This is a genomic window from Arthrobacter alpinus, from assembly GCF_001445575.1.
In the GTDB taxonomy this organism is placed as follows: domain Bacteria; phylum Actinomycetota; class Actinomycetes; order Actinomycetales; family Micrococcaceae; genus Specibacter; species Specibacter alpinus_C.
This window is the reverse complement of the sequence record NZ_CP013200.1, coordinates 3770887-3797169: the sequence shown is the minus strand read 5'-3', so window position 1 is coordinate 3797169 and position 26283 is coordinate 3770887. Positions and strand designations below refer to the sequence as shown.

Below are 26283 nucleotides of genomic sequence, written 5' to 3'. Positions count from 1 at the left end.
TCGTGCCGTGCTCGTGCCCTAGGGGGTTGCGGAAGTGGCTGCGAGTGGGGTAACCCGCGCACTTTCACCGGTCCCTGACAACTGGACGGGGGTTAGCCCCGAGATCGGTAGTTACACCGCCCCTTTGGTGTCTAACTACCGATCAGTCGTTGCTCAGCGCGAAGGGCGCGTTAAACACCAATGGCGCGTACCGTCGTCGTACTTCCAAAGTACGACGACGGCACGCGCCTTTTCGCTGTGGCCTTACGGCTTGTCCGGGGTATCTTCCGGCGCATCCTTGGTCAGCAGAAGTGTTTCTGAAGCCTGAGCCGAAGGAGCCGCGGGAGCCGACGAGCTACCAGCGGCGCGCTCGGCCTCAAGGCGATCGGCTTCAGCACCGCCCACGGCCTCGCCACGAGCCACCATTCCGGAGGTGTCCGAGAGCGGGATGACCTTCATGAACAGGGCCAAGATCAGCGCCACCACCATGAACGGGATGAGGTACCAGAACACCGGAGCCAAGGAGTCGGCGTAGGCGTTGATGATGCCGTCCTGGATGGCCTGCGGGAGCTTGTGGAGCTGCTGCGGATCGAGGGTGGACATCGCATTGCCGGCCTCTTCCGGTGAAGAGCCACCAGCGGCGAAGACCTTGGTCAGCGACTCGGCCAGGCGGGTGGTGAACATGGCGCCAAAGACGGCCACACCCAACGCCGAACCTACTTCACGGAAGTAGTTGTTGGTACTGGTGGCCGTACCCAGCTGGGCGGCCGGCACGGAGTTCTGCACCACGATGACCACGATCTGCATGATGAAACCAAGGCCGGCGCCGAAGACAAACAGCTGCGCGCAAATGACCCAGATGGCGGTTTCGGCGGACAGTGTGGTCAGCCACAGCATGGCGATGATGGTCAGCACCGAACCGATGATCGGGAACGACTTGTACTTGCCGGTTTTGGACATGCGGATACCGGACCAGATGGACGTTCCCATCAGACCCACCATCATGGGCAGCATCAACAGCCCGGAGACGGCGGCGGAGGTGCCGGTGGACATTTGCAAGAACGTCGGCACGAAGGCGATAGCGGCGAACATGCCCATGCCCAGTACAAATCCGATAGCAGTGGAGTTCAAGAAGATCGGGTTCTTGAACAGTGACAGCGGGATGATGGGGTCTTCGGCGCGGGCCTCGGTGAAGATGAACAAGGCGATGGCGGCGATCATGCCGGCGCCCCAGGTCCACGTGGTCAGGGAGGTCCAGCCGTCGGCCTTGCCGCCGAAGTCCGTGAAGAAGATCAAGCACGTGGTGGCGATCGACAGGAACACCACACCCATGAAGTCAATCTTCTGGGTGGCCCTCTTGGAGGGCAGGGTCAACGCGAAGAACGCCACGATGAAGGCTGCAATGCCGATCGGGATGTTGATGTAGAAGGCCCATTCCCATGTCAAGTGGTCTACAAAGTAGCCACCCAAGAGGGGGCCGGCCACGGCGGAGAGACCGAAGATGGCACCGAGCGGGCCCATGTACTTGCCACGCTCATTGGCGGGCACAATGTCAGCGATGATGGCCTGCGAGAGGATCATCAAACCGCCACCACCGAGGCCCTGCATGGCACGGAAGATCACGAAGCCCCAGAAATCGGTGGCAAAGGCGCACCCAATCGAGGCGAGGGTGAAGATGGCAATGGCCGCCAGGAACAGGTTTCGCCGCCCCAAGATGTCACCCAATTTGCCATAAATAGGCATCACGATAGTGGTGGCTAACAGGTAAGCGGTGGTGATCCACGTCTGGTGCTCTACGCCGCCAAGCTTGCCCACAATGGTAGGCATGGCGGTGGAGACAATGGTCTGGTCCAGGCTGGAGAGCAGCATTCCGGCAATGAGCGCGGAGAAAATGATCCAGATTCTTTTCTGGGTCAGCAGGAGCGGTTGCCCTGCTTTCAAAGCGGTACTCATGGAGTCCCCTCAAAGGTCAAAAGTGAAAAGGTGAATAGTTGTTGGGCTGCCAGGAGATTTGCTCGCAGCAGCTCCTCGTAGGGGACGGTGTTTTCTTCGGAAAAGAAGACCTGGCTGGAGCGGTGAGAGCAGCTCCCAAAGAGCGCCGACGTGATGGCGATGACAGGGTCATCCGGCGAAAGTTCTTCGCGCTGGGCTATGAGGAGCGCAAAATCCCGTTCCCGCTCGTGAGCTCCGCCCACAATCTTCATCATGAGCTGTGGCTCCATCTTCATGGCCGCCATGAGCAGATTAATTTGCTCGCGCGTGAAGTTGAGCTCCCGCACCATCGCGCAGGTTAGTCGGAAAAGGTCACGCAACAGCGTGGTGCTCAGACCGTTGGGGCCCCGCTCCACCCCGGTGTCGGGAGCCGCGCCGGCCAAAAATTCTGCCATCGCCCCTGCAGGGAATTCATCCAGCAAGTGGCCAATGATGGCATCTTCCTTGGACGGGAAGTAGTTGAAGAACGTCCGGCGGGACACTCCGACGTCCTCGCACAGTTGCTCGATGGTGAAGCCGTTGAGGCCGTCTTGGGCGGTCAGCGCCCTGGCTCGGGCCGTGATGGCCGATCGGGTCGCCTCCCGCTTTCGGGCGCGCAGTCCCAGGGTTTGGCAGTGTTGAGGTTTTGCACTTTCAGTCACAAAGTACAAGTTTGCACTATTGGCCGCGAAGTGCAAAATGATTCAAAGGTGATCTTGCTCATGGGTGACTCCGGGTACTCCGGGGGTAGCTATTACCTTTTGCCTATGGTCTGCCGGGGGCGAATGGTAATAGCTACCCCCGCAGTACCCCCGCAGTACCCCGCAGTACCCCGCAGTACCCCGCAGTACCCCCGGAGTACCCCCGCAGTACCCGCGGAGCGCTCAGCCGTTTAAAGCACGACGGCGGGAGCCCGCCTTTGATGAAAAGGTGGGCTCCCGCCGTCCGCCGCCTCCCGCTACGCGCAAGCTCGCAGCTGGTCCTTCGGTGGCTCTCTTAGTACATAGGTAGTGCTGTTACTTCGGGGCGCGGGTCATGGCCATGACGTCAAGGCCCTGATCCAGCTGCTCCATGGTCAGTTCGCCGCGCTCAACAAAGCCCAGAGCCAGAACGGTCTCGCGGATGGTGAGACCTTCCTTGATGGCGTGCTTGGCGATCTTGGCGGCGTTTTCGTAACCGATGTACTTGTTCAGCGGCGTCACGATGGACGGCGACGCCTCGGCCAGGAAGCGGGCGCGCTCCACGTTGGCGGTCAGGCCGTCAATCATCTTGTCCGCCATGATGCGACTGGTGTTGGTCAGCAGGCGGATGGACTGCAAGAGGTTCGATGCCATGACCGGGATGCCGACGTTGAGCTCGAAGGCGCCGTTGGTGGAAGACAAGGCAATGGTGGTGTCGTTACCGATGACCTGAGCGGCAACCATGATGGCTGCTTCGGAGATGACCGGGTTGACCTTGCCAGGCATGATCGAGGAGCCGGGCTGCAGATCGGGGATGGAGATTTCGCCCAGACCGGTGTTGGGGCCTGAGCCCATCCAGCGCAGATCGTTGTTGATCTTCATGATCGAGTAGGCGATGTTGCGCAGCTGGCCGGAGGCCTCGATGAGACCGTCGCGGTTCGCCTGTGCCTCGAAGTGGTTGCGGGCCTCGGTCAACGGCAGGCCGGTGTCCTGTGCCAGCAGGGCGATGACGCGCTGCGGGAAGCCGGCCGGGGTGTTGATGCCGGTACCCACGGCGGTGCCGCCCAGAGGAACTTCTGCAACGCGGGGGAGTGAGGACTCCACGCGCTCGATGCCGTAGCGGATCTGCGCTGCGTAGCCGCCGAATTCCTGACCCAGCGTAACCGGGGTTGCATCCATCAAATGGGTGCGGCCGGACTTCACGATGTCCTTGAACTCTTCGGCCTTGCGCTCCAGAGATTCGGCCAAGTAGGCCAAAGCCGGGATCAGATCATTGATCAACGCGGAGGTTGCGGCAACGTGAACCGAGGTGGGGAACACGTCATTGGAGGACTGTGAGGCATTGACGTGGTCGTTGGGGTGAACGCTCTTCTCGGAGCCGGCAGCAGTCAGAGCCTTGTTGGCCAAGGTCGCCAGGACCTCATTCATGTTCATGTTGGAGGACGTTCCGGAACCGGTCTGGAAGACGTCGATCGGGAAGTCGCCGTCAAAGTTGCCTGCAGCAACCTGGTCAGCGGCGGCCTCGATGGCGCGTGCCAATTCGGCGTCCAAGACACCCAATTCGGCGTTAGTGGTGGCGGCGGCCTTCTTGATGCGCGCCAGTGCAGCGATGTGGGCAGACTCCAATGTCATGCCCGAAATCGGGAAGTTTTCCACGGCGCGCTGAGTCTGGGCGCTGTAGAGAGCGTTGACCGGAACCCGGACCTCGCCCATGGTGTCATGTTCAATACGGAATTCTTGTGCGTTAGCCGCGGCAGTATCAGTCATGCCTACACCTTATCGCCGCGGCGCCCGGAGCCGAAAATCAGAGCCACAAACCGTTGCGTTCTGCGCCTACCCAGCCACAAACGGAGAAGACCCGACGGCGGAAGCTAAGTTCCGCCGTCGGGCCTTCAGCCAAGCGGCCTACTGGTGGATGGAGCCGTTGCTGTACACAAGGTCAGCGGTGCCGTCATCCAGGCGGTAGGTCAGGCCCACCACGGCTGTGCGCTGGCGGGCTACGGCGTTGGCGATGATGGGGGAGTTCTCCACGAGGCGGGCAGCGGTCTGCTTGACGTGCTCCTCCACCATGTCGTTAACCGAGCTGTTCTGGTCCTTGCGGAGGGAGGCGAGCACAGAGGGGGTGATGCGCTCCACCAGGTCGCGGACAAAACCGGCGGGCATCTTGCCGGTGGCAACAGCGTCCTTGGTGGCCGTGACGGCGCCACAGCTGTCGTGACCCAGCACTATGATCAGCGGCACCTCAAGGTATTCCACCCCGTATTCGAGGGATCCAAGGGCGGTGTTGTCAATGACGTGACCGGCCGTGCGGACCACAAACGCGTCGCCAAGGCCCAGGTCAAAGATGATCTCTGCGGCCAGGCGGGAGTCCGAGCAGCCAAAAATCATGACGAAGGGGTGCTGTTGTGACAGCAGGGAGGTGCGGCGCGCTGCATCCTGGTTGGGGTGTGATGAGCTGGCTTCTACAAACCTGGCGTTGCCGGCCATGAGCTCGATCCAAGCCTCCGAGGGAGTCCTGTGATGGGCTTCCACTGCGTTGATGTTGCCGTCTTCTCCACCGCTCATTATTTGCCGTCCTCTGCTGTTGGGGTGCTTGCTGTTGGGGTGCTGGTCCCGTTCTTGCCGGTTCCGGTTCCGAGCGAGTCTGTTGCTGCCTTGGCGAGGAAGTCGAAGTCCTCAAAATCTGCCGCGCCGGTCAATACGATGGTGTTGTCACCGTCGAGAAGAACCAGGCTGCGATCTTCCTTAGGTTTATCACGCAGCTCCCAGTCGTGCCCACTGACTGTCCGCGTTCCCGTAACAGGAGCGTATTGAGTCTGGCTGGCAGTCCACGTGGGGTTGGCCGTGACGGATTGGCGCAAGGCAATAAAGGTGTTGTTTGCGGTGACGTAACCAACGTCCCAGAACGCCACGCCGTCGGTCCCGGCAGGATTCCACCGGGCATAGTTGGCGTACCAGCCATCCGGTAAGACGGGTGCTAGTGGCGTGAACCCTGCCGTGTCCGCGGCATGGTTGGCGATGCCTGCGACATCGATATCCATGCGGTAGGACTCCGCCTTTTGCTGAGGATTGAGCCAAATAACTGTCAGCACAATAGCGATGGTGGAGAAGATGGCCAAGAGCATGCCGGCTATCGAAGCATTAGCGCGTTTGGCTGCTCCGGCGGCGATGGTGGGCTTGAACGGCGGGGTTGGGCTGGAATCACTCACCGAACTATCTTCCCAGATGCGGAGGGGCAAAGTTTGCGCTAACCGTCCATGTGGCGCAGCTCACCACGTTCCGATGCCCCGTTTCACCTATGATTACTTGGGTAGGCAAGAAAACGGCAGTCACACGCGCACCAGCGCACAGCAAAAACTGCGCCTACCTAAACAATGGGGTTTACTCGTGCCTGAAAACGCATCACAGATGGATTATTCGCAGTTGTCACGGTCCTTGGCTGTGGGCGACGATGAGCCGGACCGCAACCTAGCCCTTGAGCTGGTCCGCGTAACCGAAGCAGCCGCTATTGCGGGCGGCCACTGGGTTGGTTTTGGCGAAAAGAACCTGGCCGACGGCGCAGCCGTTGACGCCATGCGTTCCCTCCTTTCCACGGTTCACTTCAACGGCGTAGTTGTCATTGGTGAGGGCGAAAAAGACGAAGCCCCCATGCTCTACAACGGTGAAGTGGTGGGCGATGGCTCCGGCCCCGAATGCGATGTTGCCGTTGACCCGATCGATGGAACCCGCCTGACCGCCATGGGCATCAACAACGCCATTGCCGTGCTGGCCGTGGCCGAACGCGGCACCATGTTTGACCCGTCGGCCGTGTTCTACATGGAGAAGCTGGTGACCGGGCCTGAAGCTGCGGACATGGTTGACCTGCGGCTTCCCGTCAAGCAGAACCTGCACCTCATCGCCAAGGCCAAGGGTGTCAAGATCAACCAGCTCACCGTTATGGTGCTAGACCGTGACCGCCACCAGCCGCTCATTCAGGAAATCCGCGACGCCGGCGCCCGCACCAAGATTATTCTCGACGGCGACGTAGCCGGCGCCATTGCGGCCGTCCGCACGGGCACGGGCGTTGACGCGCTCATGGGCATTGGTGGCACGCCCGAAGGAATTGTGGCCGCCTGCGCCATCAAAACCCTCGGCGGTGTCATCCAGGGCCGTCTCTGGCCCACCGATGATGATGAAAAGCAGAAGGCCATCGACGCCGGACACGATCTGGACCGCGTGTTGTCCACCAACGATCTTGTCTCCAGCGACAACTGCTACTTCGCAGCCACCGGCATCACCGATGGAGACCTGCTGCGCGGTGTGCGCTACGACAAGGGCCGGGTCCTGACCCAGTCGATCGTCATGCGCTCGAAGTCCGGCACCGTCCGCTTTGTTGAGGGCGAACACCAGGCTGCCAAGTGGGAAAGCTACGCCCGCCGCGCCTAACCTGCGGTGACCGGCTGCGGCCCGGCATTTTTCCGGCGACTATTCCCCAAGCGCTCCCCCTGCTCGCAAGCTCACACAGGGGCCCTCGCGCTTGGGGCCCCGCCGCGTCGGCCGCGAGCGGCCTTTGGCGTCTCCTTTACGTCGCCTACAAAAATGTCGGCTCCTGCGCCGATGCCCTGGCCGCGGATCGCCGGGTCCCGGAGCGGGGATGGCGTGATTTCCTTCCCTCGCTTCGCAAGCTCAGCGGGGAACCCTCGGAAATCACTTACCAAGGTCGCTCAGCGACCGAGGAAATCTTACTGCCCGTGAGGGACCCGGCGTGCAGAGGCTGGGACGTCGCCCCTCCCGGTAGCCGGTAGGCTTGAAGCATGACTTTAAGTGTTGCGCCGTGCCCTGTCCGTGACGAGTGGGATGCCGCTGTGAACTCACAGCTGGGCCACCCCATGCAGCTTTGGGGGTGGGGTGAGACCAAGGCCGCCCATAACTGGAGCGTCGACCGTGTTCTGGTGAAGGACGGCGAAACCCTGGTGGGCTCGGCACAGATCCTGCTGCGCTCCCTGCCCGTTCCGTTCAACTCCTTGGCCTACCTGGCCAGGGGACCACAAGCGGAGCCGGGCAGGGAGAATGAGGTGCTGGACGCCGTCGGACGCTATGTCAAGGCGAGCCACAAGTCAGTAGCCCTGAGCATTGAACCCGATTGGGATGCCGAGACGGTGGCCGTGGCGACCCTCCCAGCCACGGGTTGGACGCCGAGCGCCAGCACCATCCTGATTCCGCGCACCCTGATTCTGGACCTGACTCGCAGCGAGGATGAACTGCAGGGCGCCATGTCGAAAAAGACGCGCCAGTACATCCGCAAGTCGAGCCGGGAAGCGCTGGAATACCGCGCCGTGACGGCGGCCGAACTGCCACAGTGCATGGCCGTCTACAAGGAAACGGCCGATCGGGCCGAATTTGGGATCCACGAGGACAGCTACTACAGCGACATTCTGGAAAATCTGGGCCACGCCTCGCCCATCTACGGGGCGTTCCAAGGCGAGAAGCTGGTGGCCTTCCTCTGGCTCGCTGCCAGCGACGCCACGGCCTTTGAACTGTACGGCGGCATGACCGAGGAAGGCAGCACTCTGCGTGCCAACTACTCCCTGAAATGGCTGGCCATCCAAGAAATGAAAGCCCGTGGAATCACCCGCTACGACTTCAACGGGTTGCTCAATGACGGCGTCTCGAAGTTCAAGTTTGGCTTTGCTGACCATGAGAACATGCTGGCTGGCACTTGGGATCTGGGGCTCTCGCCGCTGTATCCGGTGTTCGCCCGGTTCCTGCCGGTGGCTCGCCGCTCCATGAAGAAGGCTCGCGGCCTGCTCAAGCGCTAGCGGCGTCCTCGGGTCCGGGTGTGCTCCGAAGGTCAGGCTGGGCTCCGTTCCGCACGTTCCGCGAGTCAGGGCGGGTTGAGTTCCGCGGGCCAGACCGCCGAGTGTCCACTTAACGTACGTTTGACGCTCGAAAACGGCCCGGAACGTACGTTAAGTGGACACTCGAGGCCATATTCCGGAGCCGGACCGGAAACCGGAGCCGCGCAGGGACCCGAAACCGGAGCCAGACCGGGGTCCGCGACTCAGGTCTGGCTCCGCACGTTCCGCGACTCAGGTCTGGCTCCGCACCTTCCGCGAGTCAGGGCGAGCTGAGTTCCGCGGGCCAGACCGCCGAGTGTCCACTTAACGTACGTTTGACGCTCGAAAACAGCCGGAAGTGTACGTTAAGTGGACACTCGAGGCCATATTCCGGAGCTGGACCAGAAACTGGGGTCGGCTAAGGAACCGAAACCGGGCCTGGACCGGGGACGCGTCAGCTGGCCACGGTGATTGCGAATACCACTGCAGGGTCGCCGTTGGCATCGCCTGCCACCGCATGAGGGTGAACCATCACGGGGTTTTCGGCAGCCGGGACGAAGATCGATTCGCCGCGGCTCAGCACCATGTCGCTGCGGGGGGAATCCAGAAGTACCGAGCCTGCCACCGAAAGTACCAACAACGGACCGTTCTGGACCAACGGCACAGGCCCCGATCCGGCGGACATATCAACGCGCTGGAGCATAAATTCAGCAAACGGCGGTTCCCAGACTTGCTGCCCTAGATCCGTGGTTCGGGTGGGGACCACGGGTACTGCACTGGGGTTGAAGTCTACGGTGTCCAGCAACTCCGGAACGTCCACGTGCTTGCCGGTGAGCCCCCCACGCAGGACATTGTCCGAGGACGCCATGACTTCCAAACCCAAGCCGTTCAAATAGGCGTGGATGTTGCCAGCTGGTAGGTAGATGGCATCTCCAGGCAGCAGCGATACACGGTTAAGCAGCAACGAGACCAGCACGCCAGCATCGCCAGGGTATTGCTGGGCCAACTCCACCACGGTCCGTAGAGACGCCGCGGCGTTGTGGGGCAGTCCGGCTGGATCCAAACCCAAGTCCAAGCCAGTGTCAGAGGACACCTCCATGTCACTGGGGACAGCAGCCGCCAGGGTCTTGGCTGCGAGTTCCACAAGGGCCGTGGTTTCGGCGCCGCCACCCACCAGCGTTTCGAAGGCGCGGCGTACCACCATCGGGGCCGCCATGCGCGAGTTCAGAGTCATCTCAACCTGATGCAGCAACGGGGGAATCTCGGCGCCAGTGGCCGCAATGGCTGCTGTGACGGCTCGGAAAAGGGCGGCAGCTTCGGCACAGGGCCGGAAACCGCATAGCGCCTCGAAGGGCGTCAGTGCCAGAATCATTTCCGGCTTGTGGTTCGCGTCTTTGTAGTTGCGGTGGGCAGCATCCCGGGGAACACCGGCAGTTTCCTCGGCCGCGAAACGTTCCCTGCCCCGTTCCAAGGTGGGGTGAACTTGCAGGGACAACGCCTGATCTGCGGCCAAAAGCTTGGTCAGAAACGGCAATTTTGCACCGAAAGCCGCATGCACATCGGCACCCAGCGTCTCGAGGGGATATTCGGTGATCAACTGATCCAGCGGCACGGGACCTTCTGGAGTGGCGGCGACCGAGGGCGAATCCGGATGTGCACCCATCCACAATTCCGCTTCGGGGCCGCCACTAGGCTTGGTGCCCAATAATTGCGCAATAGCGGTGGCTGAGCCCCATGCATAATCACGGGTGATGTTGGTCAGTGCAAACATAAGAAATTTCTCCTGGTCCAAGGCAAGCTGTAGATCGATGGAAAAGTAGCGATGGGTCCGCCAGTGAACAGGCTTAGCCCGGGGAGCAAGTCCCGTTGTTGGCCAACAATCCACTGAGTGCCACAGCATCACCGTTGATGGCCAATTGCTGCAGGTACTCGGCTGTGATTTCTGGCCCGGACGACGGCGTTGCTTCAGCAGGTGCCTCCGGCGCCGGAGCTGCGGGTACTTCGGATTCGGGAGCTGCCGGGGCAGCAGGGTCCTGCGCGGTTGGAGCCTGCTCAGCCGGGGCTTTTGGTACAGGAGCCTTCGACGCTGGAGCAGGGGCAGCTGGCTTTGCTGCTGGTGGATTGAGCAACGTCTTAACGCGCTGGTGGACCACGTCAAAGTCAGGGTAAGTGGGGAAGTCCTTGTCGAAGTCAGGCGGCCCAATAGTCAGCCGAGACAGGGGGTAGGACTTGGACTTCAGTGCCAGCGAAACGAAGCTGCCCAACTGCCCGGCTGGCAGGTCTGATTCCACCACCTTGGCTCCGGCGTCGGCAAGGGCACTGAACTTGGTGAAAATGGTGGCCGGGTCCATCTGGGCCAGCATGGCCGCTTGGATGCACTGTTGGCGCTGGCTGCGGTTGTACTCCAGAACCCATTCGCGGGAGCGGGCAAACCACAGTGCGTGGTAGCCGTCGAGTTTCTGCACACCCGGTTGAATCCAGCCGGTAGGTGGCAGGTGATCGCCGGTGCCGTTGACGTCGTCCCCGCTCATCGGCACCCAGCCACCGACATTCACGGTGACCCCGCCCAGGGCATCAATGAGTTTCGAGAAGCCAGCCATGTCAATCAGCACGTAGCCCTGAATGGTCAGCCCCAAAATACCGCCCGCGGCATCCATCATTGCGTTGGCCCCGGGATCGCTTGCGCCGGGATATAGATCGGGATGGTTATTGGTGACGTCGCTATACAGGAAGTTGATGATGCAGTTGTCGCCGCAGTTGTAGCCGTCGGGGTAAACGCCCCAGAGCGGGGAATTGGGCTCAAAACGTGCGTTCTGGAAATTGCGGGGGATGCTGATGGTGGCTGCCTGGCCGGTCTTGGCATCAACGCTGACCACCATAATGGAGTCCGGGCGCCGCCCACTCCGGTCCGCCCCAGCGTCGCCACCCATGAGCAGGAAATTGTACCGGCCGTCCACGGGCTTCATATCTGGGCCGGCCTGAAAAATACTGGAGATGGCGTTGCGCCCGGAGTTGATCAGGAAAGCGCTGTATCCCAGAGTTCCGCAAGTCAGCACCATCATGACCGCCACGGCCGCGCTCACCAATCCGCGCATACCTGGTGCCAACAACCTTGGCCTAATGAGCTTGAGCGTATTGAGGAACATGATGGCCCAGCCCACGGCCATCGCCGCCATCAAAATAATGATGAGCAGGGAGGTTAGCGGGCTGGTGAAAAGGTTCAGGAGCGCTTCACGGTTCACCACAGCCAGTACGACGGCGGCAATCACCACTGCCCACACCGCGAAAGTACAGCGCAGGGCGATGCGGCCCAGACGCTTATTGCCAGCCACCAATTGGGCAGCGCCTGGCAAGAAGAGTGTCAGCAGCAGCAAGATCCAGGCCCTTTTTGAGCGCACAGGTGCAGACGCCGGCTCCGGAAAACGGGCCGGGTTTGTCAACTCGGGCGGACGATTTGAGGGTCTGGAAACCTTCTGGCTGCTGAAACTCATACGCAGGCGTTTATCCTTCTGTGGTTCCGGCGGTATCCGGGAGAACGGCCAAAGGGTAGGTGGCGCCTGCTTTGGCACGCAGGGCAGCGCCCTTGGCGGAAGCCTGATCGTTGAGCGACTGGGCAAAGTCCACAAGCTTTGCAGCCAAATCTGTGGCCAGGGCATCCGTGCCACTGGCCAGCATACGTACGGCGAGCAGACCAGCGTTGCGTGCTCCTCCGATGGACACGGTGGCCACAGGAACGCCTGCCGGCATCTGCACGATCGACAGGAGGGAATCCATGCCGTCAAGGGTCTTCAACGGAACCGGCACGCCAACCACTGGAAGCGTGGTGACGGAGGCCAACATGCCTGGCAGGTGAGCTGCACCGCCGGCGCCGGCAATGATGACGCGGATGCCACGGGCTGCGGCAGCCCTGCCGTAGGCAATCATTTCGGTGGGCATGCGGTGTGCGGAGACCACATCAGTCTCGAACGGGATACCGAACTCGGACAGCGCCGCAGCTGCCGCCTCCATGACGGGCCAGTCCGAATCGGAGCCCATCACAATGCCAACTAAGGGAATACCGGCGAGGGGAGTAGAGAGATCTGTCATGGCCTTATTTTCCTTCTGTGGCGTCGGGCATGACGCCGTCACGAATGATGTTTGCCACGGTGGTGGCGCGGGCACGTACTGTTGCGACGTCGTCGTGCGTGGAGCCAATCACATTGACATGGCCAATCTTGCGGCCGGGGCGAACTGACTTGCCGTAGCTGTGGACCTTGACGGTGGGCTCGGCGGCCAGGGCTGCGGGGTAGGCGCTGAAGAGGTCCTGGTTGGCGCCGCCGAGGAAGTTCTTCATGACCACAATGGAACCCAGAGCTGCAGTAGAACCGAGCGGCAGATCCAGCACGGCGCGCAGGTGCTGTTCGAACTGGCCGGTGACCGCGCCGTCCATGGTCCAGTGACCAGTGTTGTGCGGGCGCATGGCCAGCTCGTTGATGAGGAAGCCGGGAGCACGGCCGGGGGTCTCGAAGAGTTCGGCAGCCATGACACCGGTGACACCGAGCTCGTTGGCAATCCGCAGTGCGGCGGCCTCGGCAGTGGCCTCCACTTCGGCAGGCAGGCCGGGGGCCGGTGCGATGACCTCATCGCACACACCGTCCACTTGGATGGATTCGGCCACGGGCCAGGCGCGGGCCTCACCGGATGGGGTGCGGGCAACCAGGGCGGAGAGTTCGCGGGAGAACTCCACCATTTCTTCCACCAGCAGCGGGTTCATGGCCTCGAACCAGTCGGCGGCAGCAGCGGCGTCGGCCGCAGAACGCAGGACCCTCACGCCTTTGCCGTCATACCCGCCACGCGGCATCTTCAGTACTACGGGCCAGCCGTGCGTGTCGCCGAAGGCTTCAATGTCAGCAACGGAAGCGACGGCGGACCAGGCCGGGTTGGGCAGGCCAAGGCGCTCAATCGCGGCGCGCATCACGAGCTTGTCTTGGGCGTTGACCAAGGCGTTGGGCCGAGGCTGGACGTTGACACCTTCGGCAATCAGCGTTTGCAGGTGTTCGTTCGGGACGTGTTCATGATCGAATGTGAGAACATCCACACCCCGGGCAAACTCACGCAGCGTGTCAAGGTCCTTGTAGTCACCCACTGGTGCATGGGCCACCACTGGCACCGCACACACGTCAGGGGCTTCCGCCAGAACACGTAAATCAAAACCAAGGGCCACGGCTGCAGGGGCCATCATGCGAGCCAGCTGTCCGCCGCCCACCACACCGATTACAGGAAAAGTCACAGTCCCCAGAGTACCGAAAGTCTGGCCGGATGCGTGCTTTGCACGGTTTCAGGGCCGCCACAGCACGTGTTTTGAACAACAGCCGCGCGGCGTTGGTGCAATTTTGGCTTAGAATTGGAGTCAATTGGCTGGCGCGAGAATCATCCGTTTATGGCCAGATCGCCGACGGAGGACCATGTACACGAAGCTAGTTAACCGCATCCAAGGCCTGATGGGGCTCTTCTGGCGAGAAGTGGCCAAGTTCGGCGTCGTGGGCGGCGTGGCGTTCATTATTGACACCGGAATCTACCTGTGGCTGCTCAGCGGCAGCATGGCTGGACACCCCACCAAGGCGAAAATCATTTCCGCCGCCGTGGCCACCGTCTTTTCCTGGCTCGCCAACCGTTACTGGACCTTCCGCCACCGCCGCCAGGCCAACGTGCTCCGCGAGGTCGTCCTGTTCGTGGTCATGAATGGCATCGGCATGGGCATCGCAGCCGCCTGTGTTTACATCTCCCACTGGGTGCTCGGCTTCGAATCCACCACCGCCGACTTCATCTCCGGGTCCGTGGTGGGTCTGGTCCTGGGCACCATCTTCCGCTTCTTCGCCTACCGCTTCTGGGTCTTCACCGACGAGCTGGATGCCGAGCCCGGCTACGAAGGCGACCGCCAGCTCATCCAGGCCGACCGCGAGGGCTAAGCTGCCGCCCGCCCGCCCGGGCCACGGCCCAGCCGCGCGGCGTTCAGAGCTGGCGCTTAGCCCAGCGTAATGTTTTCGCTGGCACGCAGGGTCTCCGAGACGAGAACACCATCGCCGAGGAGAACCACTGATCCGCCTGCTGCCCAAATCTTCAAGGCATCAGGCACGACGGCGGCCCAACCGTGACTGGCCTGTAGCAGGACCCGCTGTGGCAGGGCAGGCAACTCCGTTCCCGGTATTGACAGCAGCTGCGCACCTCCGGTCAGCAGATGGGCGTAATCAGTCTTGTCTGTGTCCGCACCCAAGGTAGGGCCAGCAACAACTGTTCCAGCACCGGTGTGGTTGTTCAGAACCGTGTGCTGCCAAGCAGTATCGCTGGGCTCGGGTTCAGCGTCGGCAAAGAACACATCGGCGTGCGAACGGACTTCTCCGGAGTAATCCAGGGTGCGGGGCGGGAGCTCACCCATCCAGCGCATTTGCAGGGCCGGCAGCGCGACGGCCACCACAAGAGGATCGCTCTTGGCCCCCGTCAGAAGGCTGTGGATCTGCGCGGGTGAGGCTGTGGCGACAATGTCAGCGCCAGAAAAAAGCTCAACCCCAGTGATGAGAGCACCCGGGGCGGCAGCGCCCGCTGGCGTGCTTGTCGCCGTGTCGTCCGCCGTGCCCGTCTGGATGCCGCTCGTGGTGGCGGCCGTGGCGCCCACGGCCCACGTGGCCAACAACCAAGCCAGAGATCGCCAATGAAGTGGCAGGTCCAGGGCTATGACTGTGCCCGTTTCGGCGTCGAGCTCGTCAACGAGGTAGTTGGCAGTTTTGGCCACCCAGTTCTCCAGAACCCGGCCGGAAAATTCGACGCGTTCGGAGTCCGGGCCATACCAGGTAAGCCGAGGTGAGGTGGGGTTGTTGGTACGTAGGGCGTGCAACAGCTGGGTGGGGGTGTTCAGAGACTGGTCCATGGCAGCCCATTTTGTCATGTTCCACCCCCTCAATGATCTCCATCGATTGGAAGAAATCTTATTGTGACGTGATCTGGCTTACAAAAAGAATCCTGAGACTTCACTGGGAATTCACCAAAAATGCATCTTCCGCCCAGAAACACGGGATTTTTAGGCTCTGAGAGCCCTATTGCGTGAATGTATTGGTATGAAATTGCCGGGCGTGGCGTGCAAGATATTCCACTATGGCAGTGGGTATCATCTCCAGCCGCTTGACGTGAGTGACTTACACCGATGTAATTAGACGCACCAACCGCTGAAAGTGACACTGCAACCCGCCCATTGCGGGAACCGTACTTTGGTAAGCAGTGTCAGCGGCAACATTCAGGAGGACGATTATGGGGCAAGCTCAGCTGAGTGTGGAGAATTTTCGTGATGACCAGGTAGCAGCGCAGGCTGCTACCGCCTACCAAACCCGTGGTGTGCCCACTGATTGGTACGTGGACCCGGCAGACCCAGACGCCGCGGCATTCCACGAACGGGAAAACCGTCAGGGTCTAGAAGACACGGCAACAGCATTTCTTACCACGCATGACGAGCCGGACGATCTCTTGACCGGGGGAGTTGTCGGCGTTGACAATGACCCAATTTGGATTGGTCTTGGAACGCGGCGTGATGATTTCAGTGACGAAGGTGAACTAGGCTGGCAGACTGACGCCTTGTGCGCACAGACCGATCCGGAAGCGTTCTTCCCTGAAAAGGGCGGATCCACCCGGGACGCGAAGAAAGTGTGCGGCGCTTGCAATGTCAAGGCGCAATGCCTTGAATACGCGTTGGCTAATGATGAACGGTTTGGAATCTGGGGCGGCCTGTCCGAGCGAGAGCGTCGGCGGCTGCGGAAGCGAGCGGTCTAATTCTTGAAGCAGTAAAAGTCACGGCCGTTTTGGTTGCCCATAACGGCGGTGCCTATCTCCCTACAGTCCTGGCCGCATTGGCCTCGCAGACCCGACCGGCGCATGTTGTCCTCGGCGCAGACGTCGCCTCAAGTGATAACTCGGGGGAGTTACTGCGCAAGGAACTCGGCGAACGTCATGTGATCTCCCTTGAGGGACGCAAAAGCTATGGTGCTGCCGTCAATGCCGTCCTTGAGCATCAAAAACGGCTGAGCAGCGGTGCCGCCGCGACGGCCCGCCCGGCGCGTTCCGGGGACCGCCCCGCGGACGGATCACCCGCGGCAACGGCTGCGTTAAACTCATCCGGCGGAGTCGGGGTGCTCGAAGACGAGCGGCCCGGCAGCAACGAATGGATCTGGCTCCTACAAGACGACGCGGCTCCGGCCCCCGATGCTCTGCAGCTGCTCATCGAAGCCACAGAGCGGGCCACCACGGCTACCGTTGTTGGCGCCAAACAGCTGGACTGGGATAACCACCGGCGCTTGGTCGACGTAGGGCTGAGCAGCAACAAGTGGTTCGACCGGTTGGCCTTGGTGGGCCTGGATGAACAGGACCAGGGGCAGTACGACCACTTGGCCGATATGTTCGCCGTCAACACGGCAGGCATGTTGGTCCGCCGCGACGTCTTTGAAAAACTTGGCGGTTTTGACCCCGCTCTCTCCGGCCCCGGAGATGACCTGGACTTCTGTGCCCGGGTCCGCCTGTCCGGAGACCGCGTACTCATTGTTCCCGCTGCACAGATGTTCCACGTGGTGCATCGGCCCAATGGCGTCGGCACTGCCGTGGCTGCCCGTAAAGCCGGAGTCTTCCTGCGGCTCAAGCACGCCCCGGCAGCAGCCGTTCCGCTATATACGGTCGGCACATTTATAGCCGCCCTGTATTGGCTGATGGCAGGCTTTCTCCTGAAAGCCCCCGGCCATGCCGTGCGCATGTTCGTGGCTACGTGTGCCGGGCTCATGCGCCCCCTTGCGCTGCGTCGGAGCCGAGCCTCCTTGGCCGCAACACGAACCACACGCCGCTCGGTCAACAAGGGACTGCACGTACCCAAGGACGCGTCCCGTGAGCACTTGAAGTCACTGCGAGAAGCAGTGGGTCCGGACGAGGAAATGCCGGTGGAATCGCTTGCCGGCCCGTCACTTTTGGAGCCCACGGGAGAAAGCCACCAGGAGAGTGTGGCCCCGCTGGCCGTCAGCCGCACCGCCCCCATTGTCAGTGCCATTGCCCTGGTGGTTCTGTTGAGCGTGCTTTCCCTCGTGACGCTCTCGCGACTCATGGGTGCTGACTCACTGTTGGGCGGCGCCTTGTTGCCGGTCTCTGCCGATCTCGGAACGGTGTGGCAGCACGCCACCGATTGGTGGGTCTCGCTCGGTTCCGGAATGCCCGGCCGCGGCAACCCTTTCAACTATGTTTTGTTCCTGCTCAGCGCGCTGGGTGGCAATGGCTCGATCGCCCTGTTGTGGTTGGTGCTGTTGGCCTTGCCGCTGTCCGGTTTCACGGCTTGGCTGGCTGCTGGTGCGCTGACGCTGCGCCGCTGGCCGCGCATCGTCGCCGGCTTGGCTTGGGCAGGTGCTCCCGTACTATTGCTCGCCATGGGACAGGGACGTGTTGGTGCCCTGCTGGCCCACATTCTGATCCCGTTGGTGATGTTGGGGCTGATCCGCGCAGTGGGTGGGGCGGCAAGCCCTGAGACGGTTCCCGGCACCGTAGAGGGGGCCGCGGGCACCGCCGCCACCGTCTCCAAGATGGGCCGGCCCGGCGTGGCAGGCAACCCGTCGTGGACAGCTGCCGCGGCAACCGGGCTGGCGTTGGCTGCTGTGACGGCGGCGGCTCCGAGCTTGTTTGTTGTGGCCATTGTTGGCGTCCTGATTGCTACGTTGTTGCTGGGCCGCCGGGGCAAGACCATTTGGTGGTCGCTGCTGCCCTCGGCCGCAGTGTTCCTGCCCTTTGTTTGGTCCGCTTGGGATAACCCCCGCGCACTTTTGGCCGATCCGGGCCTGCCCCTCGCCACGTCCCATGCACCGCTGTGGCAGCAGGCATTGGGCTTCCCTGAACAAGTGAACGCCACCGAGGGCATCCTTGGTCTGGGCCCGCTATTCTCGGCACCCTGGCTGACCTGGGTAGCCGTGGCAATCATTGGCGCTCCCGTGGTGATTGCTGCCATCATCGCCCTACTGCTTCCCCTGCGCCGCGCCGCCACGGTCCGCGCCCTGTGGTTTGTTGCGCTGCTGGCTCTGGCGGGCTCCTATGGCGCCAAGCTCATCGCCGTAGCGTTCGACGGCGGCACGCTCGTTACCGCCTTCAACGGACCTACCGTCTCGCTCGCGTTCTTTGCACTCCTTGGCGCCGCTATCTTGGGACTCGACGCCGCCCACCGGCACGCCTACGATCCGGCCCACAAGGCTGGCGAAAGGCACAGGACAGCGAAAGCGACCGCCGTCGTACTTTCAATAGTTCTGGTACTGGCACCCGTGGTGAGCCTGGGCGTTTGGACCGTGCAGCAGTTCGCCAAGGATCCCGGACAGGCATCCCTGACGGGGCCGTTCTTGCTCCACGGAGCTACTTCCGGGACCATTCCGGCGACGGCCTCGGACCGCGGCATGGGCCCCGAGGCCAGCCGAACCATTGTGCTTTCGGTGACGCCTGATGGCGGCATTGATGCCGCGCTCATGCAGGGCGCCGGAACAACGCTGGACTCACTCTCCACGATTTCCGCGGCAGCGCGCGTCACGGGTAGCCCGGGGCAGGAAACCGTGGTGCCCAGCGATGAAGCAACAGCGGTTTTGGAGACCACCGTGGCAGCTCTCGTCTCGAAGGCGGGACTTGACCCTCGTGATGATTTGGTGGATCTCGGTGTCGGTTTCGTGGTGCTGCGCCCAGGCGACACAGCTGCTGAGCTGTTGGCGAGCGAGCTCGAAGGAGTTCCCGGCCTGAGCAGCGTTGGGCCCACCGAATCCGGGTGGCTGTGGCGCGTTCAGCCCACCTACGCCACCGCCGGTGACACCGACGTGGTGAACCGGGTCCGGATTGTTGATGCTGCTGGCAAGGCCGTGGCACCCGTGCCGTCCAACGGAATTGGCGTCAACACTGCCATTGCTGCCGGCGAAGCCGGGCGCAAGGTGGTGTTGGCCGAACGCTCCGATGCGCACTGGCAAGCCTGGTTTGATGGCAAATCGCTCAAGGCCACAGACGTGGGCTGGGCTCAGGCCTTCGAGCTGCCGGCGACCGCAGGAAAACTGGAGATTCGCTACGTGGAGCCTCTAGATGCAATTTTCACTATTGTGCAGTTGGTCTTGTTTGGATTGACAATCCTGCTGGCTGTTCCCGTCCGGGCCCGTCGCGGCCGTACCGGTGCATACCGGGATGAAGCATCGTTGCAAAGGGTTGGTAGAGGTGTCTGAGAAAAAGGGCAACAAGAAGGACAAAAATATTGCAGGCAGGGCTCTTGAAGTGGGCGCTGCTGAAGTGGGCGCTGGTGAAAATAACGACGCCGCCACACCAGCTACGGACGCGACGCGCAGCGACACAGAGGTGCCCGCAGCCGACGCAAAGATCGTGGCTGAGGTGCCCGCAGCCGACGCAAGGGTCGTGACTGAGGTGCCAGCCGCTGATGCCACATCGGCCAACGCTGCTGCGCCCGCTCCGGCTGCGCCCAACGTCTCTGAGGCGCCCGCCGCTGATGCCATATCGGCCAACGCTGCTGCGCCCGCTCCGGCTGCGCCCAACGTCTCTGAGGCGGCTGCTGCTGCGCCCGCTCCCGAGGCGACCTCAAAGACGCCGAAGGCAGCTCCTGTGGAGAAAACTCCCGCAGGGAGTCAGAAGCGGTCGCGCCGTGAGAAGGCGAGCAGGCGAGCCGTGCGCCGTCGTTGGCCAGCCATTGTTGCTGGCGTGGCCACGGCTGCCCTGGCGGTTGCCGCGGTGGGCGCCGCCAGTCTCTACCCCGGAATGGATGCTACGGCCGTCACTGAGCCGGTGCCGCATGTGCTTCCGGTGGGCGTTTCCATGGCGAACTGTCAGGGACCCACCCAGTTGCTTGCTGGTTCAGCAGCAGGGGCGGATCCGGAGTTTTCAGCTAACTCCTCAAGCACCAAAACCCTGTTGAACGCCGTAGTGCTCAGCGGTGCCACAGGAGAGGTTCCAGGGGCGTCCGTGCAGTCGCTGAATGGAAAGTTCTCGCCGCTGTTCACTGTGGCCAAGCCGCTTGCCACACCGTCGGGCGCGCCATCGGCTTCACCAGCAGCCTTGACCGGCGAGCCAAAGGCCAAAGCACAAGTAGTGAGCGGGAAATCCGTGGATGCTGCTTCCGTGCTGCAGCTTGACCCGCTGGCTGGCGAGAGATCTCAGGGCGCAGGATCGGTAGTGGTCGACGCCACCGACGGCGACCTGGCCGGACTGGCCGGGGCAACGTGCCAGGCACCTGCCAACGAATTATGGCTTGCAGGCGCGAGCACCACCGTGGGCCGGACAGCCATCTTGTCATTGAGCAATTCCTCCGAAACTCCGGGCAATGTTTCGCTGGAACTGTTTGGCTCCAATGGACCAGTCCAGGCTGCTGGCAGCAAGGGCTTGGTGGTTGCCCCGGGCAGCGTTCGATCCGTTGTTCTGTCCGGTCTGGCCCCTGACGAAGAAATGCTCACGGTTCATGTCAAGAGCGTGGGCGGTCCTGTTAGCGGCACCATTCAACAGTCGGTCCTGCGTGGGCTTACCCCCGGTGGCATCGATTATCTGGCCCCCGTTCAGGCTCCGGCACAGTCGCTGACCATCCCCGGTGTGCAGGTCCGGGCCGCCAACGACAGCGCAAAGATCACGGCCCAGAAGGGCTATGAGGATGCCACTACCGTTCTGGCTGTCACGGTTCCAGGAATCAGTGACTCCGTCCTAGAGGTCAAGGCCTTTGGCGCCGACGGTCAAGTGCCGCTGCCCAACGGAGGCGTGTTCACCGCCGCCGCTGGCAAGGTCAGCACGCTGTCCCTGGCCGGACTCCCAGCAGGCAACTATTCGCTCGCTGTGAGCTCAGATGCTCCGGTAGCGGCTGCTGTCCGGCTCATTAACTTCACTAAGGCGGGCGACGCCGTCGACCTCGCCTTCGCTACTTCCACGGCAAGGCTGGGTGACACCCATGTGCTGACCTTGCCTGCGGGCGTCGAATCACGCTTAGCCTTTGCCGCCATTGAGGGCAGCGCAACCATTAATCTGGTGCCCGTGTCAGCCAGCGGTGTGTTGGGCGAGGGGAAGGATGTGGAACTGCGTGCCGGCAGCTCCGTCACCGTGGATCCTGCAAAACTGCTCGGGTCCGGCGCTGTTGCAGTGGTGGTTTCAGCTTCCGGGGCACCGGCTTTTGGCTCTCAGTTGCTCCTCAAGGACGGTTCGGCCGGTATTGCCGTGCTGCCCATTGCCCCATCGGCTGCGGGAAATTCCGCCATCAACATCATCACCCGCTACTGACGTAACCTAGTGACCTCGGTGGTGCCGGAACAACGGGTCTACTGAGTCCGGATCAATGTTCAGGAGCCCGGCCACTTGTTCCACGAGCACTTCATGAACCAGTTCCCGGACTTGTCCGGCATTGTCACAGAGGGCTTCCACCGGGTGCCGGTAAATGGCAATGGAGGCTGGTTCGCCCAAGTTCCCGGCAGTGGCCGGGCGGGCAGGCACATATTTTCCCAAGGGAGCCTGGGCGCCGGATGCTAGAAGCGCCTCAAGCCGTTCGGGAACCTCTTCGACGAGGTATTCCACGGTTGCTAACGCTTCGGGCCACAAGGTGCGCAACCTATCGGCGGAGTCCACCACGAGGTCATCAAATTTCTGCCCACGGGTCCTTGAGCCCGGCAGCCCCGCGTCGAGCACCGGCCCACGTAAACCCCGCCCGTGCCTGTCACGACGGCGCGCAACGAAGCTGCGAGCCGCAGGATTTTCTTCCCGGGCCGGATCAGATTCTTGGGGATCCAGTGAGATTCTTAGGGACTGTTCGCCGTCATTTGCCTTGAACTGCATCATTTCACTCTAGGGCGCGGGGCAGCCGAGGGGAAATAAGGCGGCATGAGGGGTAGTCTTGGGGATCGTGGGAACCCTTCGTCAATGCACCAGATCAGCCTGCCGGGAAACGGCCGTGGCCACTTTGACGTACGTCTATGCCGATTCGACGGCGGTTTTGGGGCCACTGGCAACTTTCGCCGAACCTCATTGCTACGACTTGTGCGCCAAACACTCCGCTCGATTGACGGCCCCGCTGGGCTGGAACGTCATCCATCTGGCACGATCGGATAAGCCGCCAGCACCTGGTCCGGATGACCTGTCTGCTCTGGCCGATGCCGTTAGGGAAGCTGCGAACGCAGGCACCGACGACTCTGGGGTTACCTCGGCACGGCGAGAATACCGTGGCACGCTGGAACCGCCGGCGCAGCTGCCCTCCAACGCCAGCAGCACCGGCCGCCGCGGACACCTTCGCATACTGCGCGACTAGCACCTCCGGCACGCCGGCCAGATCCGGCACACCAGGTTCGCCGGGTGCAATCGCCACACGTTTGACGCATTTTGACTCTTTTTGACACACCGTGAATGAAATGGGAGATCATGGCAAAGATTAACGAGGCCCTGTTGGCAATACTGCGGTGCCCGGTCACGGGTTCGCCGTTGGCCCAGCACGGCGAGGAACTGATCAGCACCGTCAACGGCGAAGACGGCGTGGCGCTGCACTACCGTATCGATGAAGGCATCGCACTGCTGCTTCGGCCCGAACAAATTACTGCTTAGGCGCCACCAGCCAACGCCGCTGAACAACATCATTAGACAGAGGGGGCGGAAATGAACGCTGTCTGGGAAACCATCGGCACCATGGTGCGGCGCAGGCGGGCTGCGAATCCCGGCCCCATGACCCTTGACGGGACCAACTCTTACGTTCTTGCCGCCCCCGGGGCGCGCGGCGTGGTGGTGGTTGACCCCGGTCCGCTGCTGGAAGATCATCTTGCTGACTTGGCTGCTGCCGGCGCGGTTGAGCTGATCCTGATCACTCACCATCACGGCGACCACACCGATGGCAGTGCCCGGCTCCATGAGCTCACCGGCGCGCCAGTACGGGCGGCCTTGCCGGAATTCTGCCACGGTGCTGATGCCCTGTACGACGGCGAACTCATCCACGCGGGCGGCCTCACCCTTGAGGTGCTCGCCACGCCCGGACATACCAGCGACTCACTGTGTTTTGCCGTGACCCTGGGGGAGTCGGGCGGACCTTTTGCTAACACTGAAGCCGCCTCTGAATCCGTCACAAAAGCCGATCCTGAAGCCGTGATTTTCACCGGCGATACCATTCTTGGCAGCGGCAGCACCGTGATTTGCCACCCAGGGGGCAAGCTGGGGGACTACCTCGCGTCCTTGGCACTCCTGCGCAACCGCGGAAGTAACGCCCCTGGGCGCCAGGTTGCGGCTTTGCCCGGGCATGGGCCGGTGCTGGACGATATCGCCGCGGCGGCCCGGGGCTATGAAGAACACCGGGCTGGCCGGATCGCAGAGGTGGCTCACGCCGTCGAACTTTTACACAAGGACGGTATCGCGGAGCCCACGCCAGCCCAGGTCGCGGCCATTGTGTATGGGGACATCCCGGAGAACCTGCAAGGCGCCGCGCAGCTCTCCGTCGCGGCACAATTGGCTTATCTTCGCCGTTGACTCTCACGGGCGTAACCCCCATGTTGCAGAGGGTGTCCGGTCAGTAACAACCCCATAACACCATGACGACTTGCCTTGGTGGTGGCAGGGAGCTGGGCCATGGTGGCGTAAAATTCATTATTGGTGTAGTTTGCGCCGTCACAGTGACCTGGGGATAAGTCCACCGAATGGGGAGTTTGCATGGCTGAGTTGAAAGAGACCAAGAAGGCCCGCGGGGGATTGCGGATTGCCTTGATCTCACTTGTCGCAGTTGGCATAGCCATCACCGGTGCCGGTTGTAACATCCTGCCGGCGGAGACTGCTCCCGGTGCAGGTTCGCAAGGCACGGAGTCCGCTGGCGCCACCGCCGCGCCCTCCACCGTGCAGGCCACACCAGCCACCACGGACATGACGCCAGCCACCGGCACAGAAGCATTCAACCCGGCCACAGAAGTCTCCGCCATGGTCACCAACGGCACGGTGGCCAAGGCCGTTCTGGAAGAAAAAGCCACAGGAACTCCCGTTGCCGGCGAACTGGTGGTCAGCGGTCGTAAATGGATTTCCAAAGAACCTCTCAAGTTTGGCACCGACTACATCCTGAGCATCACCTCCGAAGACGCCGGCGGCAACAAGAACACCAGCCACAGTGCCTTCTCCACAGTTGCGGCGTCCCACGAGGCTGACGCCTGGGTGTACCCGGCCGCCGATTCCACGGTGGGCGTTGCCCAGCCGCTCGAGTTCAACTTCAGCGAGCCGGTCGTGAACAAGGAAGCCGTTGAGAAGGCCATCACCATCACCACCAGCACCGGCCAAAAAGGTGCCTTCCGCTGGTACTCGGACACCATGGTGCGCTATCGGGCAGAAACATACTGGCCTGCCAACAGCAAGCTCACGGTGAACATGGCGCTCTTCGGCACCGACATTGGCAACGGCATGATCTACAACGCCAATAGGGCCTATGGGGTCAACATTGGCAACAAAGTCGTCATGGAAGCAGACGCCACTAACAAGTTCGTGAACATCTTTGTCAACGACCAGCTGAGCAAAACTTTCCCGGCATCGATGGGCAGCGAGACCTTCCCCTCGGCATCGGGGTTCATGGTGCTCACCGCTGACAAACAGCGCCACGCCACCTTCAAGGCCTCAACCATCGGCCTCAAGCCTGGTGATCCCGGCGACTACGGTTCCGTAGATGTGGAATATGCCACGAGGCTCTCCAACAGCGGTATCTTCATCCACGAGGCTACTGCCTTCGCCATTCCTTACCTCGGCATCACCAACCTGTCCCACGGTTGCATTGGGCTCTCCCATGAGGGTGCAGGCTGGGTCTTTGAGAACATGCGTCCCGGGGACCTGGTTCACACTGTCGGTACACCCAATGACACGATCCTGCCCACCGACGGCTTTGGCGACTGGAACTTCGCGTTCGCCGACTACGCCTCGCGGTAGCACGTTGGCCGGCAGCCGCCGCATCCTCCAGCCGCCAGTTGGCCGCCGCATCCGCCAGCCGCTAGCAGCTAAAAACAGCCAGATGACTGGCGGCTAGGAAGTTACTTTCCGCTCACGCCGTGACGCTCCAGCTGGCCGCGTACGGCAGCTGCGCGGTCCGCGGCAACGCCCATGCGGAGGTGTTCGCGATCGCGGCGCTCGGAGATGAGGGCTGAGAGAAAAACGCTTGGATCGGTGTCAGGCGCTGGCAGCGGGGCCACGTACGCGCTGGCTTCACTGGCCAGTTCCACGGCCATGGCATAGCGGGAGTTGCCGGCCATGGCCTGTCCCTGCCGCAGGAACATGGAGATGCGCCGGGCCAGCGGATCAGGAAGCCGGCCAATGTCCACCAAGGTGGCCCACTGTCCCAGTTCAGGGGCCACAGAAACCTGCAGCGGAGTTGCCTTTGGTGCGCGGTCTCTGATGGCGTAGGTGCCGGCCAACATGTCGCCGAGCCGCTTGGACTTGTCATTGAACAAGGACACCAGGCAGGCAATGGAACCCAGCGTCATGTAAATTTCCAGCACGGCCAGCATCGCGCGGACTAGGGCATGCCGGAAACGGATGGAACCGCCGTCGTCCCTCACTATCCGCAGGCCCATGGCGAGCTTGCCCAAAGACTTTCCACGGCTGAGGGTCTCCACGGTGACGGGGACAATCACCAGCAGGCCCACGATCGTCGTCAGAACCATGACGCGGATTGCCGCCGGGTCCAGCATGAATGCCAGCTGGAACAGCAGCAGGAATAGGCCAAAACCCACTGCTAGGGTCACGAACAGGTCAATAGCGGTCGCCACGGACCGTGCGGCAAAGGAAGCTGGGCGAAGCTCGAGGACGACGGCTTCGCCAGTGATAATTGCGGACATGAAAACAGT

General features: G+C 62.1%; 22 protein-coding genes. 10 read left to right on the top strand and 12 right to left on the bottom strand.

Annotated features, from left to right (window positions below; translation table 11 throughout):
- Positions 1 to 243: 243 nt before the first annotated feature.
- The 5 genes from AS189_RS16840 to AS189_RS16820 all read right to left on the bottom strand — a co-directional run bounded on the left by AS189_RS16840 (position 244) and on the right by AS189_RS16820 (position 5839).
- Positions 244 to 1932 carry an MDR family MFS transporter gene (locus tag AS189_RS16840; protein WP_062291480.1) on the bottom strand — a complete coding sequence of 563 codons (1689 nt, stop codon included), beginning with the start codon at positions 1930 to 1932 and terminating at the stop codon, positions 244 to 246.
- Positions 1929 to 2612, bottom strand: a complete 684-nt coding sequence (locus AS189_RS16835; RefSeq protein ID WP_237759908.1) for a TetR/AcrR family transcriptional regulator — start codon at positions 2610 to 2612, stop codon at positions 1929 to 1931. The genes AS189_RS16840 and AS189_RS16835 overlap by 4 nt, the downstream gene beginning before the upstream one ends.
- 354 nt (positions 2613 to 2966) lie before the next feature.
- On the bottom strand, positions 2967 to 4397 hold the full coding sequence (locus AS189_RS16830) for a class II fumarate hydratase (RefSeq protein ID WP_082634402.1): 1431 nt from the start codon (positions 4395 to 4397) through the stop codon (positions 2967 to 2969).
- 138 nt (positions 4398 to 4535) lie between these two features.
- Entirely contained in the window at positions 4536 to 5195 is a 660-nt protein-coding gene (locus AS189_RS16825) for a carbonic anhydrase (protein ID WP_062291477.1), read from the bottom strand.
- Positions 5195 to 5839 (bottom strand): DUF4245 domain-containing protein, encoded by a 645-nt coding sequence (locus tag AS189_RS16820; RefSeq protein WP_129587326.1) that lies wholly within the window; start codon positions 5837 to 5839, stop codon positions 5195 to 5197. The genes AS189_RS16825 and AS189_RS16820 overlap by 1 nt, the downstream gene beginning before the upstream one ends.
- A gap of 199 nt (positions 5840 to 6038) precedes the next feature.
- Between AS189_RS16820 and glpX the strand changes: the two genes are divergently transcribed.
- Positions 6039 to 7055, top strand: a complete 1017-nt coding sequence (gene glpX / locus AS189_RS16815) for a class II fructose-bisphosphatase (RefSeq protein WP_062291471.1) — start codon at positions 6039 to 6041, stop codon at positions 7053 to 7055.
- 368 nt (positions 7056 to 7423) lie between these two features.
- The gene (locus tag AS189_RS16810) at positions 7424 to 8428 is read left to right on the top strand and encodes a lipid II:glycine glycyltransferase FemX (RefSeq protein ID WP_062291468.1); all 1005 of its coding nucleotides are present in this window, start codon (positions 7424 to 7426) and stop codon (positions 8426 to 8428) included.
- 472 nt (positions 8429 to 8900) lie between these two features.
- Here AS189_RS16810 and manA read toward each other — a convergent pair whose 3' ends face one another.
- From manA to AS189_RS16790, 4 genes are all read right to left on the bottom strand, one after another.
- A complete protein-coding gene (manA, locus tag AS189_RS16805) occupies positions 8901 to 10217 on the bottom strand; it encodes a mannose-6-phosphate isomerase, class I (protein ID WP_062291465.1) in 1317 nt (438 codons plus the stop codon).
- A 73-nt stretch (positions 10218 to 10290) separates the two neighbouring features.
- Positions 10291 to 11820 (bottom strand): LCP family protein, encoded by a 1530-nt coding sequence (locus AS189_RS16800; protein WP_424580795.1) that lies wholly within the window; start codon positions 11818 to 11820, stop codon positions 10291 to 10293.
- Positions 11821 to 11947: 127 nt separating this feature from the next.
- The gene (purE, locus tag AS189_RS16795) at positions 11948 to 12532 is read right to left on the bottom strand and encodes a 5-(carboxyamino)imidazole ribonucleotide mutase (protein ID WP_062291460.1); all 585 of its coding nucleotides are present in this window, start codon (positions 12530 to 12532) and stop codon (positions 11948 to 11950) included.
- A 4-nt stretch (positions 12533 to 12536) separates the two neighbouring features.
- Entirely contained in the window at positions 12537 to 13715 is a 1179-nt protein-coding gene (locus AS189_RS16790) for a 5-(carboxyamino)imidazole ribonucleotide synthase (RefSeq protein WP_062291458.1), read from the bottom strand.
- 175 nt (positions 13716 to 13890) lie between these two features.
- Between AS189_RS16790 and AS189_RS16785 the strand changes: the two genes are divergently transcribed.
- On the top strand, positions 13891 to 14394 hold the full coding sequence (locus AS189_RS16785; RefSeq protein WP_193393493.1) for a GtrA family protein: 504 nt from the start codon (positions 13891 to 13893) through the stop codon (positions 14392 to 14394).
- A 56-nt stretch (positions 14395 to 14450) separates the two neighbouring features.
- Here the strand turns inward: AS189_RS16785 and AS189_RS16780 are convergent, their stop codons facing one another.
- Positions 14451 to 15368 (bottom strand): TIGR03089 family protein, encoded by a 918-nt coding sequence (locus AS189_RS16780; protein WP_062291455.1) that lies wholly within the window; start codon positions 15366 to 15368, stop codon positions 14451 to 14453.
- A 359-nt stretch (positions 15369 to 15727) separates the two neighbouring features.
- On the opposite strand from AS189_RS16780, the gene AS189_RS19665 reads away from it, so the two are divergent.
- The 3 genes from AS189_RS19665 to AS189_RS16765 are packed head-to-tail and all read left to right on the top strand — an operon-like array spanning position 15728 to position 21724.
- Positions 15728 to 16243, top strand: a complete 516-nt coding sequence (locus tag AS189_RS19665) for a WhiB family transcriptional regulator (RefSeq protein WP_082634401.1) — start codon at positions 15728 to 15730, stop codon at positions 16241 to 16243.
- A 29-nt stretch (positions 16244 to 16272) separates the two neighbouring features.
- A complete protein-coding gene (locus AS189_RS16770; RefSeq protein ID WP_062291451.1) occupies positions 16273 to 19680 on the top strand; it encodes a glycosyltransferase family 2 protein in 3408 nt (1135 codons plus the stop codon).
- Positions 19673 to 21724 (top strand): DUF5719 family protein, encoded by a 2052-nt coding sequence (locus tag AS189_RS16765; protein WP_062291448.1) that lies wholly within the window; start codon positions 19673 to 19675, stop codon positions 21722 to 21724. Before AS189_RS16770 ends, AS189_RS16765 begins: the two co-directional genes overlap by 8 nt.
- A 6-nt stretch (positions 21725 to 21730) precedes the next feature.
- Here the strand turns inward: AS189_RS16765 and AS189_RS16760 are convergent, their stop codons facing one another.
- Positions 21731 to 22273: a metallopeptidase family protein gene (locus tag AS189_RS16760; protein ID WP_082634567.1), complete on the bottom strand. Its 543-nt coding sequence runs from the start codon at positions 22271 to 22273 to the stop codon at positions 21731 to 21733.
- A gap of 67 nt (positions 22274 to 22340) precedes the next feature.
- Between AS189_RS16760 and AS189_RS16755 the strand changes: the two genes are divergently transcribed.
- The 4 genes from AS189_RS16755 to AS189_RS16740 all read left to right on the top strand — a co-directional run bounded on the left by AS189_RS16755 (position 22341) and on the right by AS189_RS16740 (position 25369).
- Complete coding sequence (locus tag AS189_RS16755) at positions 22341 to 22742, top strand: DUF3499 domain-containing protein (protein WP_062293934.1); 402 nt, start codon at positions 22341 to 22343, stop codon at positions 22740 to 22742.
- A gap of 110 nt (positions 22743 to 22852) precedes the next feature.
- On the top strand, positions 22853 to 23032 hold the full coding sequence (locus AS189_RS16750) for a Trm112 family protein (RefSeq protein ID WP_062291442.1): 180 nt from the start codon (positions 22853 to 22855) through the stop codon (positions 23030 to 23032).
- A 51-nt stretch (positions 23033 to 23083) separates the two neighbouring features.
- On the top strand, positions 23084 to 23941 hold the full coding sequence (locus tag AS189_RS16745) for an MBL fold metallo-hydrolase (RefSeq protein WP_062291439.1): 858 nt from the start codon (positions 23084 to 23086) through the stop codon (positions 23939 to 23941).
- Positions 23942 to 24121: 180 nt separating this feature from the next.
- Positions 24122 to 25369, top strand: a complete 1248-nt coding sequence (locus AS189_RS16740; RefSeq protein ID WP_062291436.1) for a L,D-transpeptidase — start codon at positions 24122 to 24124, stop codon at positions 25367 to 25369.
- 101 nt (positions 25370 to 25470) lie between these two features.
- Here AS189_RS16740 and AS189_RS16735 read toward each other — a convergent pair whose 3' ends face one another.
- Positions 25471 to 26274, bottom strand: a complete 804-nt coding sequence (locus AS189_RS16735; protein WP_062291433.1) for an RDD family protein — start codon at positions 26272 to 26274, stop codon at positions 25471 to 25473.
- Positions 26275 to 26283 lie beyond the last annotated feature (9 nt).

Coding starts and splice junctions, on each gene's coding strand:
- AS189_RS16810 (WP_062291468.1), top strand. CDS start 7,424: ATGACTTTAAGTGTTGCGCCGTGCCCTGTCCGTGACGAGTGGGATGCC.
- AS189_RS16785 (WP_193393493.1), top strand. CDS start 13,891: ATGTACACGAAGCTAGTTAACCGCATCCAAGGCCTGATGGGGCTCTTC.
- AS189_RS16780 (WP_062291455.1), bottom strand. CDS start 15,368: ATGACAAAATGGGCTGCCATGGACCAGTCTCTGAACACCCCCACCCAG.
- AS189_RS16760 (WP_082634567.1), bottom strand. CDS start 22,273: ATGCAGTTCAAGGCAAATGACGGCGAACAGTCCCTAAGAATCTCACTG.
- manA (WP_062291465.1), bottom strand. CDS start 10,217: ATGTTTGCACTGACCAACATCACCCGTGATTATGCATGGGGCTCAGCC.
- AS189_RS16740 (WP_062291436.1), top strand. CDS start 24,122: ATGGCTGAGTTGAAAGAGACCAAGAAGGCCCGCGGGGGATTGCGGATT.
- AS189_RS16745 (WP_062291439.1), top strand. CDS start 23,084: ATGAACGCTGTCTGGGAAACCATCGGCACCATGGTGCGGCGCAGGCGG.
- AS189_RS16825 (WP_062291477.1), bottom strand. CDS start 5,195: ATGAGCGGTGGAGAAGACGGCAACATCAACGCAGTGGAAGCCCATCAC.
- AS189_RS19665 (WP_082634401.1), top strand. CDS start 15,728: ATGGGGCAAGCTCAGCTGAGTGTGGAGAATTTTCGTGATGACCAGGTA.
- purE (WP_062291460.1), bottom strand. CDS start 12,532: ATGACAGATCTCTCTACTCCCCTCGCCGGTATTCCCTTAGTTGGCATT.
- AS189_RS16830 (WP_082634402.1), bottom strand. CDS start 4,397: ATGACTGATACTGCCGCGGCTAACGCACAAGAATTCCGTATTGAACAT.
- AS189_RS16840 (WP_062291480.1), bottom strand. CDS start 1,932: ATGAGTACCGCTTTGAAAGCAGGGCAACCGCTCCTGCTGACCCAGAAA.
- glpX (WP_062291471.1), top strand. CDS start 6,039: ATGGATTATTCGCAGTTGTCACGGTCCTTGGCTGTGGGCGACGATGAG.
- AS189_RS16735 (WP_062291433.1), bottom strand. CDS start 26,274: ATGTCCGCAATTATCACTGGCGAAGCCGTCGTCCTCGAGCTTCGCCCA.
- AS189_RS16750 (WP_062291442.1), top strand. CDS start 22,853: ATGGCAAAGATTAACGAGGCCCTGTTGGCAATACTGCGGTGCCCGGTC.